8 protein-coding genes are annotated in these 11930 nt (G+C 71.9%); 4 read left to right on the forward strand and 4 right to left on the reverse strand.

Annotated elements, in window-relative coordinates:
• Positions 1-155 precede the first annotated feature (155 nt).
• Complete coding sequence (locus WME75_RS20540) at positions 156-5444, forward strand: protein kinase domain-containing protein (RefSeq protein ID WP_437493367.1); 5289 nt, start codon at positions 156-158, stop codon at positions 5442-5444.
• Here the strand turns inward: WME75_RS20540 and WME75_RS20545 are convergent.
• Positions 5421-6614, reverse strand: a complete 1194-nt coding sequence (locus WME75_RS20545) for a hypothetical protein (RefSeq protein WP_437493370.1) — start codon at positions 6612-6614, stop codon at positions 5421-5423. The two genes, WME75_RS20540 and WME75_RS20545, sit on opposite strands and share 24 nt — an antisense overlap.
• On the opposite strand from WME75_RS20545, the gene WME75_RS20550 reads away from it, so the two are divergent.
• The 3 genes from WME75_RS20550 (at position 6574) to WME75_RS20560 (ending at position 9177) form a co-directional block, all read left to right on the forward strand.
• On the forward strand, positions 6574-7755 hold the full coding sequence (locus tag WME75_RS20550) for a Fic family protein (protein WP_437493373.1): 1182 nt from the start codon (positions 6574-6576) through the stop codon (positions 7753-7755). The genes WME75_RS20545 and WME75_RS20550 overlap by 41 nt on opposite strands.
• Positions 7756-7876: 121 nt before the next feature.
• Positions 7877-8686 carry an endonuclease III gene (gene nth / locus WME75_RS20555; protein WP_437493376.1) on the forward strand — a complete coding sequence of 270 codons (810 nt, stop codon included), beginning with the start codon at positions 7877-7879 and terminating at the stop codon, positions 8684-8686.
• A 197-nt stretch (positions 8687-8883) separates the two neighbouring features.
• Positions 8884-9177 (forward strand): hypothetical protein, encoded by a 294-nt coding sequence (locus WME75_RS20560; protein WP_437493378.1) that lies wholly within the window; start codon positions 8884-8886, stop codon positions 9175-9177.
• A gap of 126 nt (positions 9178-9303) precedes the next feature.
• Here the strand turns inward: WME75_RS20560 and meaB are convergent, their stop codons facing one another.
• The 3 genes from meaB to WME75_RS20575 all read right to left on the reverse strand — a co-directional run bounded on the left by meaB (position 9304) and on the right by WME75_RS20575 (position 11610).
• On the reverse strand, positions 9304-10377 hold the full coding sequence (meaB, locus tag WME75_RS20565) for a methylmalonyl Co-A mutase-associated GTPase MeaB (protein WP_437493381.1): 1074 nt from the start codon (positions 10375-10377) through the stop codon (positions 9304-9306).
• A gap of 68 nt (positions 10378-10445) precedes the next feature.
• The gene (locus WME75_RS20570) at positions 10446-10697 is read right to left on the reverse strand and encodes a hypothetical protein (RefSeq protein WP_437493383.1); all 252 of its coding nucleotides are present in this window, start codon (positions 10695-10697) and stop codon (positions 10446-10448) included.
• Between the two features lie 118 nt (positions 10698-10815).
• Positions 10816-11610, reverse strand: a complete 795-nt coding sequence (locus tag WME75_RS20575; protein WP_437493386.1) for an arginyltransferase — start codon at positions 11608-11610, stop codon at positions 10816-10818.
• Positions 11611-11930: the final 320 nt, after the last annotated feature.

Here is an 11930-nt window from a genome sequence, read left to right on the forward strand (position 1 = left end):
ACCGCCATGGCCGCGCGCCGCCGGGACGCCGCCAGAACCGGCGATCGTCGGAGGTCGCGTGGAGCCGCGAGCTTCGCTAGCATGACGCACGCCCGGCCGTACGGCAGGTCCGCTGCGCGCGCAGGCCGCCACGAGGGCTCGGCCCGAGGAGACCTATGTCCATTGATATCGTCCGAGGCGAGCTCGAGCGCCTCTTCTCGCTAGATGAACTGATGGCCCTGTCGTCCGACCTCCTCGGCTTCAGCCCGGCCGAGATCGGCGGCAACGCCTCCAAGGCCTCCTTCGCGCGCGCGCTCACGGACCATTGCGTCGAGGTCGATGCCATCGAGGCGTTGATCGACGCCGTCATCGCCTCACGCGCCGAGGTCGACGCGCGCGTCCGCGCCCTCGGCGCCCAGGGGCTCAGCCTGCCCGAGGAGATCGCGCCCGGCGACTCGTTCGGCGACTACATCATCACGAGAAAAATCGGCGAGGGACCGCGAGGGCTGATCTACGCGGCGACGCGGGGGACCGAGCCGCGGACGCTCAAGGTGCTCCGGCGCGAGGTGACCCGGGACGGCCGGGCGGTGCGCCGGTTCCTGACCCACGTCCGCCTTGTCGCACAGGTGCACCACGAGAGCCTGGCGAGCGACGTCGATGCCGGGCTCGTGGACGGCCGGGCGTTCGTCGCGTACGCGCACGTCGACGGGCTCCCGCTCTCGGCGCGCCTCGCGCGCTCGGGGCCGCTCCACATCAACGAGGCCAAGCCGCTGCTCCGCGGGATCCTGGACGGGCTCGCCGCGCTCCACGAGCAGCGCCTCGTCCACGGCGCGCTCAAGCTCGAGAACGTGCTCGTCGCCCGCGACGACGAGGGGCAACCGCTCCCCGTCCTCATCGACGCGGGCGGCGACCGGCTCGGCGCCGGATGGTCCAGCCCGGAGCTCGTCAGGACGGCCAGCCCCGAGCGGCTGCGCGGCGAGGGCGTCGGCCCTGCGAGCGACCTCTACGCCTTCGGCGCGCTGCTCTTCGAGCTCCTCACGGGCAAGCCCGTGTTCCCGGGCGCGGCCGCGGTCGACATCGCCGTCGCGCACCTCACCGAGCCGCCGCCCGCGCCGAGCGCGGTCGCGCCGCGCGGGTGGGTGGGCAAGGAAATCGACGAGCTCGCGGGGCGCCTGCTCGCGAAGCCGCAGGACGCCCGGCCGCGGAGCGCGCGCGCGACGCTCGACGCGGTCGAGTCGCTCGGCGCGCCGCAGCAGCAGGGGGCGGCGATCGACGACGCGCAGCTGAACGATCTCGTCGACCGGCTTGTCGCGAGCCCGACCGACGCCGACCTCGCGCTCGCCGTCGAGGCGACCGTCGCTCGGGGGGCAGACCCGGGGCGGGTCGCCGAGGCGCTCGTGATGGCCTCCGATCAGGTCGACGCGAGCGCGGGCGAGGGCGGCGACCCGGCGGCGGCGAAGAGGCTCCTGCACTACCGCGCGGCCCGGATCTACGAGAAGGGGAGGCTCCACGACAAGGCGGAGGCCGTCTACCTGCGCCTCCTCGAGCTCGATCCGGGCGACGACATCGCCTTCAGCGCGCTCGAGGAGCTCCGCAAGGCGCAGGGCAAGCACGAGGAGCTCGTGGAGATGCTCCTCCAGCGGAGCGAGCGCGCCGAGAGCGCGGGCGAGCGCGCCAGGGCGCTGAACGAGATCGGGCACCTCTACGTGCGGGAGCTCGACGACAAGGACCAGGGGGTGTTCGCCTTCGCCCAGGCGCTCGTCCAGGACCCCGAGCAGGACGCGTACGCCGTCGACCTGGAGCGCGCGGCCGGCAACGACATGAAGATCTGGTCCGAGGCGCTCCAGATCCTGAGCCAGGCGAGCACCGAGGAGACGATGGCCGCCGAGCCGAAGATCGCGCTCTTCAACCGGCTCGGGCCCTGGTACGCGGAGAAGCTCGCGCGGGCGGACCTCGGGATCCCGTGCTTCCAGTTCGTGCTCGGGCTCGACCCGGCGAACGAGAAGGCGCTGGAGGGGCTGGCGCAGGTCTACCGCCGCGCCCAGCAGTGGCAGGAGCTCGTCCAGGTGCTGCTCTCGCGGGCCGATCGCGCCGCGACCCCCGGCGAGGCGCGCGATCTCCGCGCCGCGGCGGCCGAGCTCCTCGAGTCGAAGCTGAGCGACGCGGGCCGCGCGCGCGACCTCTACGAGCAGATCTTCACCGAGGACCCCGGCCACACGAAGGCGTGCGACGCGCTGCTCAGGATCTACCGGCGCATCGAGGACCACGCCGGCTACGCCAAGATCCTCGAGCGGCGCGCGGAGGCGCAGCGGGGCGAGGAGCGCGTCGACACGGTGTGCAAGCTCGCCGAGCTCTACGAGGACCGGCTCGGCGACCTGAACGAGGCGACGCGCCGCTACGAGGCGGCGCTCGAGCTCGATCCGACCAGCCTGACCGCCCTGCGCGGGCTCGATCGCATCTACAGCCGCGCCGGGCGCTTCAAGGAGCTGCTCCGGAACCTGGAGCGGCAGATCGACGTCAGCGCGACGCCGCGCCAGAGGATCAACCTCCACGAGCGGATCGCCGGCATCCACGACGAGGAGTTCCTCGACCACGCGAGGGCGGCCGAGGCCCTCGAGGCGATCCTCGGGATCGACGGCGCGCACGAGGGCTCGCTCGCCGCGCTGGGGCGGCACTACCGCGCCCTCGAGCGGTGGGAGGACGTGGTCGCCCTCTACGAGCGGCACCTCGCCATCGTGCCCGACGACAGGCGCCGGGAGGAGCTCCTGCTCGCGATGGGGCGCGTGCTGCTCGAGCAGATCGGCTCGCCCGAGCGCGCCAGCAAGGCCTACGAGCGGGTGCTCGCGATCGACCCGCACCACGCCGGGGCGCTCGAGTCGCTGGCGCACGTGCGGGCCGCGACAGGCGACGCCGCGGCGGCGCTGAGCGCGATCGAGTCGCTCGCGGCGTCGGCCAAGACCGCGGAGAGCCGGGGCGATCTCTGGATCCGCGCGGCGAAGATGCTCGAGGAGAAGGGCGATCGCGACGGGGCGATCGAGCGGTACAAGATGGCCCTCGACGCGCAGCCGCAGAACGCGGGCGCGTCCTCGGCGCTGCGCGCGGCCTACCTGGCCCGGGGCGACGCGACGAGCGCCGTCGAGCTCATCGCGCGCGAGGCCGAGGTCGCCGAGGGCAACCTCGCCAAGGCCCGCCTCCACGGCGAGATGGCCCTCCTGCTGCGCGAGCGCCTGAAGGACGACGCGCGCGCCGCCGAGGCGGCCACGAGGGCGGTCGACCTCGATCCGACGAGCGTGATGGGGCTGATGATCTCGGGCGATCTCGCGTTCGAGGCCGGCCGGTTCCTCGAGGCGGGGAGGCACTACGAGCTCCTCTCGGGCCGGGTCGACGCCCTGCCGAGGGAGCAGGGGCTCAAGCTGCTCCTCCGCTACGTCGACGCGCTCAGCAAGAGCGGATCGAGCGGCAAGGCGATCGGCACGGTGCAGGCGCTGCTCGCGCTCGCGCCGGACGACCCGGCGGCGCTCTCGCGCGCCGCGAAGGTCAACCTCGACGCGGGCAAGGCCAAGGAGGCCGCGGAGCTCTACGAGCGCCTCGTGGAGCGCTTCGGCGCCGGCCTGCCGGAGCGGGAGCGGGCCGAGGCGCTCCTCCGGCTCGGCGAGGCGAGGCTCGCCGCCGGCGACCCGGACGGCGCGGTGGTCCCGCTGAACGAGGCCGCCGATCTCGTCCCGGAGTCCCCTGCCCCGCTCGCCCTGCTCTCCCGGGTCTTCGAGGCGAAGGAGGACTGGGAAGAGGTCGTGCGCCTGAAGCACCGGCGGCTCGACGTGGTGATCGGCGAGGAGCGGAGCGCGCTCCTGCTCGAGATCGGCGACCTGCTCGCGACGCACCTCCACGACCGGACGCGCGCGGCGAAGAGCTACGTGGCCGCGCTCGACGAGCGCCCCGACGACCGGAAGATCCTCACCAAGCTGATGCAGCTCTACAGCGAGGAGAAGGACTGGTCGAAGCTCATCGACATCGTCCTCAAGCTCGCCGCCAAGATCGACGACAGCCGGCAGAAGGCGAAGTACCTGCACACCGCGGCGATCGTGAGCGCGCGGCAGCTCGGCGATCTCGACCGGGCTGCCCGGTTCTACGACGAGGTGCTGGAGCTCGATCCGTCCCTCACGCGGGCGCTCGCCGAGGCGATCGAGCTCCGCGCCGAGAAGGGGGACCACGAGGAGGTGGAGCGCCTGCTCAAGGTCGAGCTCGACCTGGCCACCGAGGAGAACGACACGGCGAAGATGCTCGAGATGTTCGACCGCCTGGGCGCCCTCTACAAGGACAAGCTCGGCTGGATGAGCGAGGCGATCGACGCCTACGAGGCGGCGCAGACGCTCGATCCGGACAGCGAGGAGCGGAACGAGCTCCTGGCGAACCTCTACGCGAGCAACCCGGCGGAGCACCTGGACAAGGCGGTGGCCGCGCAGCTCCCGATCCTGCGGCGCACCCCCTACAAGCCGGACGCGTACCGGCTGCTGCGGAAGCTGTACACCGAGACGAAGCGGGCCGACGCCGCCTTCTGCCTCTGCCAGGCGCTCTGCTGCCTGAACGCGGCCGAGCCGGACGAGGAGCGCTTCTTCCGGCGGCTGCGCCCGGACACGGCCGCGGCCGCGCAGCAGCCGCTCGACGACGACGCGTGGGCGACCGCGCTCATCCACCCCGACGCGGATCCGCTCCTGACCGCCATCTTCGGCGTCATCGAGCCGGCCGTGCTGAGGAAGAACGGGCAGCCGCTGGAGGAGCTCGGCTACCAGCTCGCCTACCAGATCGATCTCGCGCGCCACCCCTACCCGATGTCGCAGACGCTGTACTACGCGTCGGGCGCCCTCGGCCTTTCGCCGCCGCTCACGTTCCAGAACCCGAACGACGGCGGCGGCGTCTCGTTCCTTCACGCGCACGTGCCGGCGATCGTGCTCGGCGCCGCGGCGCTCCAGATGGATCTGCCGACCCAGGCCGCCTCGTTCATCGCCGCCCGCCACCTCACCTACTACCGGCCGGGCATGTACCTCCGCCACCTGGTGCCGACGGGCACCGGCCTGCGCGCCTGGCTGTTCGCGGCGATCAAGATGATCTCGCCCACGTTCCCGATCACGAAGGAGCTCGAGGGGCCGGTGAGGGACAACCTGTCGGTCCTGGAGCCCACCATCGTGGGGCCGGCGCGCGATCAGCTGGCGAGCATCGTGACCAAGCTCCTCCAGGGCGGCGCCATCGACCTGAAGCGCTGGGTGTCCGGCATCGACCTCACGGCCGACCGCGCCGGGTTCCTCCTGGCCAACGACCTGGAGCTGGCGCAGGAGATGATCAAGGCGGCCGATGACGCGAGCGCCGCTGTGCCCCAGAAAGAGCGGCTCAAGGAGCTCATGCTCTACGCGGTCAGCGAGGAGTATTTCGCCGTCCGGCAGCGGCTAGGCATCAACGTCGACAGCTGAAACGTCGACAGCTGAGGTCCGGGCGCGGAGCCGTGGCAGGCTCTCGCTCGGCCGCACGGCGGCGCCGCCCGCGCCCGCCGCGGGCGCTGTCCGGCAGGCGCGCGGGCAGGATGGATCGCCGTTGATCCAGATCGAGGATGTCGCTTCCTGTCCACTTCTGCACCGGACTGGTTGACGGATAAATCCCCAAATTGCTAGGCTGCGGGCCGGCATTAGGCCCTTTGGATCGTATGTTAGCTCGCCGCAGCGTGGCAGCGGGCAGCCTGAGCGATTGTGTGAAAGCACGCCCATGGCGGCAAAGAAGACCCGAAAAACTTCGAAAAAAGACCGGAAGAGAGCGACCAAGGCGAGCGCGGTGAGCTCGAGGCGAGCTGCCTCGACGGCGCGAACGCGGAAGGCGAAGCCCGCCGCCCGTTCGGCCGCGCGCAAGCCGAAGCGGAAGGCCGCGTCCTCTCGTCCTGCTGCGCGACGCACCGCTGCCGTGAAGGCGGCAAAGCGCCGGAAGGTGACGACAAAACGGGCGACCGCCCGCAAGTCGGCGGCCCCGGCGCGGCGCAAGGCAACGCGCACACCGGCACGGGCCACCCGGACGGGCGCCAGGAAGAAATCGGCGGCCGCGAAGGCAAAGAAAACGACGCGCGTTGCTGCGAAGCGAGCCAGCGCGTCCAAGGCGAGGAAGACAGCCGCCAAGAAGAAGAAGACGAAGGCGACGAAGCCGACGCGCGCCGCCGCCAAGCTCAGGACCACCAAGGCCAGGGCGAAGGCGCGGGCGACGAAGGTCAAGGCGCGGGCGACGAAGGCCAAGGCGACGCGGGCGAAGACGGCGAGGGCCAAGGCTCCGAAGGCCAAGGCGACGCGGGCCAGGGTCGCGAAGCCGAGGGCGGCGAAGACCAGGGCGGCGAAGGCCAGAACCGCGAAGACCAGGGCCGTCGCCGGCCGGACACGGCGCGCGAAGGCCGCGAAGCCGAAGCTCGCGCGGGTCAAGGCCACGAAGAAGCCGAAGCTCGCGCGGGTCAAGGCCACGAAGCCGAGGCTCGCGCGGGTCAAGGCCACGAAGCCGAGGCTCGCGCGGGTCAAGGCCACGAAGCCGAGGCTCGCCCGGAGGAAGATCGCGGCGCGCTCCGAGCGGGTGCTGGCAGCACCGGCGGCGGAGCCGACGAAGCTCCGCAAGAAGCTGAGGCCCGACGACAAGCCGAAGCTCAAGGAGAGGCTGAAGCTCAAGGCCGACGTGGAGCAGGCCGCGCCGGTCGAGACCGAGCACCCGCGCCGGACGAGCGACAAGCCGCAGCGCGCGAGCGACAGGCCGCAGCGCGCGAGCGACAGGCCGCAGCGCGCGAGCGACAAGCCGCAGCGCGCGAGCGATCGGCCGCAGCGCGCGAGCGACAGGCCGCAACGCGCGAGCGACAGGCCCGCCGCCGAAAAGAAGAGCGGGCGGCCGGGCGTGGTCAAGGGGAAGGCGTTGATCGAGCGCCGTCCGGGCCGCGTTCCGCTCCGGGAGCCCCCGCGGGTGGTCACGCTGCCCCTGCCGATGCTGCCCCCTCCTCGGCGAGCCACCATCGAGGAGCGCAGCGCCATCATCGAGCAGCGGCTGAACGCGCAAACGGAGGAGTTCCGGCGGCGCTACATCGACAGCCTCGATATGTCGTGGATTTACCACGACAGCGCGCTCGAGGGCGTGGTCTACACGTTCGATGAGCTGCGCGCGGCCCTCAACGGCCCGGCGCCGCTCGTGACGGACTCGAGCCTTCAGCCGACATACGATGACATCCGCCGCCACAAGGAGGCCATCGTCTACGTGCGCGAGCAGGGCACGAACAAGCGGGCGCCGGTCACGCTCGACTGCATGAGGAAGCTGTACCTGATCCTCCACCCCGAGGAGGGGGATCTCAAGACGGTGAAATACCGCAAGGACATCCCCCAGCACCGGCTCTACTTCCACGAGTACGCTCCGCCGGACAAGATCGCCTACAAGGTGCGGCAGATCATCGACTGGCTGAACGACCCCGAGACACGGAAGACGCGGAACGGCATCCGGATCGCGGCGCGCGCGCACTACGATCTGCTGCGGGTCTATCCGTTCCCGAACGACAGCGGCAAGGTCGCGAGGCTGTTCATGAACATGCTGCTGCTCCGCACCGGTCTGCCCCCGTCGATCATCCACTCGACCGAGCGGCAGCGCTACTACGAGGCGCTGAAGGGCTCGGCGACGACGGTGCTGCAGATGGTGCAGGAGTCAGTGGAGAACGCGCTCGCGAGCGTCGAGAAGCTCCTCGATGAGCATGAGACGCGGAAACGCGCCTTCGTCAGCTGAGACAGCGGAGCGCGGCCTCGGGGGGAGCCCCGCCCCGGTCGGACGGGGCGCGCGCCGCCCGCCCGGGGCCGCCGCCGTCCATCCCGCAGCCCGGAATCAGGGGAAGCGCGGCGCTGCCCCCGTGAAACGGCCCCACAAGGCCGCTCCCGGGGACACGCCCGCGGCGGCGATCCGCGCGCCGAAGCCCCGGAAGGCGGCCGCGGTCGCCGTCGCGGATCGGCCCGCGCCGGCGCGTGCGCGGCCGGGCGCCCCGCCTCAGGCCATATTTGCGCGGCTGCGCGCGTTGCACCCGGACGCCCACTGCGAGCTGGATCACAGGTCCTCGTTCGAGCTGCTCGTCGCGACGGTGCTCAGCGCGCAGACGACGGACGTGCTGGTCAACAAGGTGACGCCCCACCTGTTCGGCGCCTATCCCGACGCCCGCGCGCTCGCCGGCGCCGATCCCGCCGAGGTGGCCGCGCTCCTCCGGCGGCTCGGGATGGGCATGTTCAACCAGAAGGCCAGGAACGTCGTGGGGCTCGCGCGGGGCCTCGTCGAGCAGCACGGCGGCGAGGTGCCGAGGACGCTGGCGGAGCTCGTGAAGCTGCCCGGCGTCGGACGGAAGACCGCGAACGTGGTGCTCGGCGTTGCCTTCGGGGCGCCGGAGGGCGTCGTGGTCGATACCCACGTGCAGCGCCTGTCGCAGCGGCTCGGGTGGACGAAGAGCGACAAGCCCGAGCCGATCGAGCGCGATCTCGCGGCGCTCTTCCCGCAGCGCGACTGGGATATGCTGTCCCACACGCTGATCTTCCACGGCCGCCGGATCTGCTTCGCGAGGAAGCCGGCGTGCGGAGGCTGCGGGATCAACGACGCGTGCCAGAGCGCGTTCCGCGCCGAGAATGTGGGGCGCAAGGCGCCGCGCTCACCACGCCGCGGCGCCGCGCAGGCGTGAGCGCCATCCACGCCGCGCACGCCGGATGTCGAGCGCACAGATGGAAGATGGGAGCGCAGCAGCGCGGATCGTCGGTCGTCGCTCAACGCTCATCAATCGCCGCTGCTCGCTCATCGTTCATCGCTCATCGTGGCTCGACGCATCCGCTGTCAGCTGTTTATTGCCCTGACGCTGGAGACGCGGGGTAAGCTGGGCACATGAAGGCCTCGCACCTGACCCTCGCCCTCGCCTGCCTCTTCACCGCCGCATGCGGCCGCGTGGAAGGCGATCTCTGCGACTACAAGTGCGATTGCGAGGGATGCAACGACCGCGAGTACGGCGATTGCCTCGATCGCTACGATATCCGGTACGAAGACGCAGACCGCCACGACTGCGTCGACCGCTACGACGAGCTCGTCGCGTGCGAGGACGATACCGGGATTTGCCGCGACTATAAGTGGGATACGTCCTGCAAGAACGAGAACGACGCGCTGAAACGGTGCGTGGACTAGCTCCACGCGTCAGCAACCCCTGGCGGGATTTCTGACGCATGGAACCAGGCGCGGTCGGACGGCCTGCTGCGGAGGCCGCAGGAGCGCCGTCGCCGGCACCGGTGGCCCTGTGCGCTCGCCGCCGGCTCAGGGCCCGTCGCCCACCGCGACGGCGCCGCCGGGCGTGAAAGCTCCGGTGCTGCGGAACGCCGCGACGAGCCGCTCCGACGCCGTGTAGGGGTCGATCTCGCGCCGCGCGACGGCATGCACCGCCGCGTCGAGCGCGGGGCCGAGCACGGCGACCGCAGCGTCGGTGAGCGCGTCGCGGAGCTGCACGTGCATCGCCTCACGCAGGCGCTCTTCCCGGCGCGCGGCGCCCGCCTCGGTCCCGAACAGCCACGCCCGGTGCCCCTCCAGCCTGTCCACGAGCGCCGCCACGCCCTCGTTCCGCGTGGCCACGGTCCGCGCGATCGCGGGCTCCCACGGCCCCTCGGTCGGCGAGCCGCCCGGAGCTGCCGCGACCGCGCGGGCAGGGTGCGCCGCGGCGCTGTGCCCGCGCGCCCGCCCCGACGCGCTCGCCACCTCGCCGCCGAGCGCGATCATGAGCTCCAGATCGCGCACCGCGGCGTCGGCGCCGTCCCGATCGGCCTTGTTCACGGCGAAGACGTCAGCGCACTCCAGGATGCCCGCCTTGATCGCCTGCACCTCGTCGCCCATCCCCGGCGCGACCACGACCAGGGTGGTGTGCGCCATGCGCGTGATCTCGAGCTCGTCCTGCCCTACCCCGACGGTCTCGACCAGCACGACGTCGGCGCCCCACGCGTCGAGCACCCGCGCGATGTCCACCGCCGAGCGCGACAGCCCGCCGAGCGCGCCCCGCGTCGCCAGCGACCGGATGAACACGTCGGGATCGCCGAAATGCGCCTGCATGCGGATGCGATCGCCGAGGATGGCGCCGCCGGTGAACGGGCTCGTGGGATCGATCGCCACCACGGCGACCCGGCGATCCTGCTTCCGGAACACGCTGATCAGCCGGTCGGTGAGCGTGCTCTTGCCTGCCCCAGGGTTGCCGGTCACGCCGAGGACCCAGGCGCGGCCGGTGTGGGGGAAGAGATCCTTCAGGATCGCGGCATGGTCGCCGGCGCGATCGTCGGCGAGCCGGCAGGCCCGCGCCGTCGCGCGCGTGTCGCGGGCGAGGACCTTCTCTGCGATCGGATGCACGCGAGCGGTCTAGGCCCGGCGGTGCGGGGACACAACCGGGCCGCGGGCGGCGCGGCCCCGGCCTCTACCTACGCCGCCCCGTCGCCGCCAGCCTCGCCGCCGCCCGCCGCGCCGCCGCCGGTACCACCGCCGCCCGCCTGGCCGCCGTCACCGGATGGCCCCCCGCCGGCCCCGCCCTCGCCGCTCGCCGACGAGCCTGCGCCCCCGGCGCCGCCCGCGGCGTCGCCGCGGTCGACGATCGGCCTTGTCTCGCCGCACGCGAGGGCGAGCAGGGCGGAGAGCACAGCGCAGGAGGCGAACGCGAGCGCGCGATTGCACATGGGCGCGTTCTTGAAACGGGGCGCCCCCGAAGTCCAGCCGCGCGCTCCCGCCAGGGCGCCGCGGGCACGAGCTGGTCGAGGCGCCGCCCGGCCCAGCCGCGCGCTCACGTCAGGGACGTCAGGGCGCCGCGGGCGCCGGCCGGTCGAAGCGCCGCCAGCGGCCGTCGATGAGCCGCTCGTGCGGCAGGTACTGGGACTTGTAGACAAGCTGCGAGCACCTCTCGACGTAGAGGCCGAGGTACAGGTACCGCAGGCCCCAGGTGCGGCACAGCTCGAGCTGCTTCAGGATCGAGAAGACACCGGGGCTCAACGGCTCGAGCTCGGGATCGTAGAACGAGTAGACCGCCGACAGCGACTCCAGCCCGCGATCGACGATGGCGACCCCGACGAGGCGACCGCCGACGCGGTAGCGCATCTCGAACGTCTCGCAGCAGCTGTCCACGAGGAACGCCTCGTAACCCGCGGCGCCGAGCGGGACGTCGTCGCGCATGAGCCCCCTGCCGTGCTTGTGCAGGTTGTACAGCGCGACCCTCTCCCGCGTGGTGACGGGCGGGCCGATCTCGACGTCGACCACCTCCTCGCCGCGGCGGAGCACCCGGCGCTGCGTGCGGCCGGGGACGAAGTCGCGCACGACGATCCGGATCGGCTCGCACGCGCGGCACGAGGGGCACTGGGTGCGGTAGAGCAGCTTGCCGTGGCGGCGGTTGCCCGCGACAAGCCTCCGGTCGAACTCCTCGCGCGTGAGCGGACGGATGGGCACGCGGAGCGGCATCCGTGCCTCGGCGTCGGGGAGGTACGGGCAAGGGCTCACTTCATCGTGGACCGTGAGCTCGAGCGGACAGGCTACCTCGTCCAGCCGAGGGAGCTCGACGTCCTGCCCCGATGACGCATCTCGCTCGCTCGATGAGCCCATATCGCTGTCGATCCGAGCGTTCGAGACCCCGTCGACACGCCGGCCGATACATCCAGGGGATGCCTGTTGCGCGGTCACGTCAAGCAAAACCCAGAGCGGCCCGGGGCCGCCTGGAGATCCCGCCCGCTCGCACAACGCCGGAATTCATCATCAGTTTGTGCGTATTCATGCGCATTTACATACATTAACTCCCAGACACCCACCTTGTCCCTCTGGGGTTGCGGTCCGATCCGGACAGGCTGTGCGCGGAGTCCGCGCGGCGCGCCCTTTTCCCTTGGCCCGGAGGCCGGTATGGACCCGGCGCGCGCCCGCGAGGAGAG

This window comes from Sorangium sp. So ce1014 (assembly GCF_051521505.1).
Classification (GTDB): Bacteria; Myxococcota_A; Polyangia; order Polyangiales; family Polyangiaceae; genus Sorangium.

Bases quoted from the DNA above. Each gene is read 5' to 3' on its own strand.
- WME75_RS20540 (WP_437493367.1), top strand. From the start codon at position 156: ATGTCCATTGATATCGTCCGAGGCGAGCTCGAGCGCCTCTTCTCGCTA.
- WME75_RS20560 (WP_437493378.1), top strand. From the start codon at position 8,884: ATGAAGGCCTCGCACCTGACCCTCGCCCTCGCCTGCCTCTTCACCGCC.
- WME75_RS20570 (WP_437493383.1), bottom strand. From the start codon at position 10,697: ATGTGCAATCGCGCGCTCGCGTTCGCCTCCTGCGCTGTGCTCTCCGCC.
- WME75_RS20575 (WP_437493386.1), bottom strand. From the start codon at position 11,610: ATGGGCTCATCGAGCGAGCGAGATGCGTCATCGGGGCAGGACGTCGAG.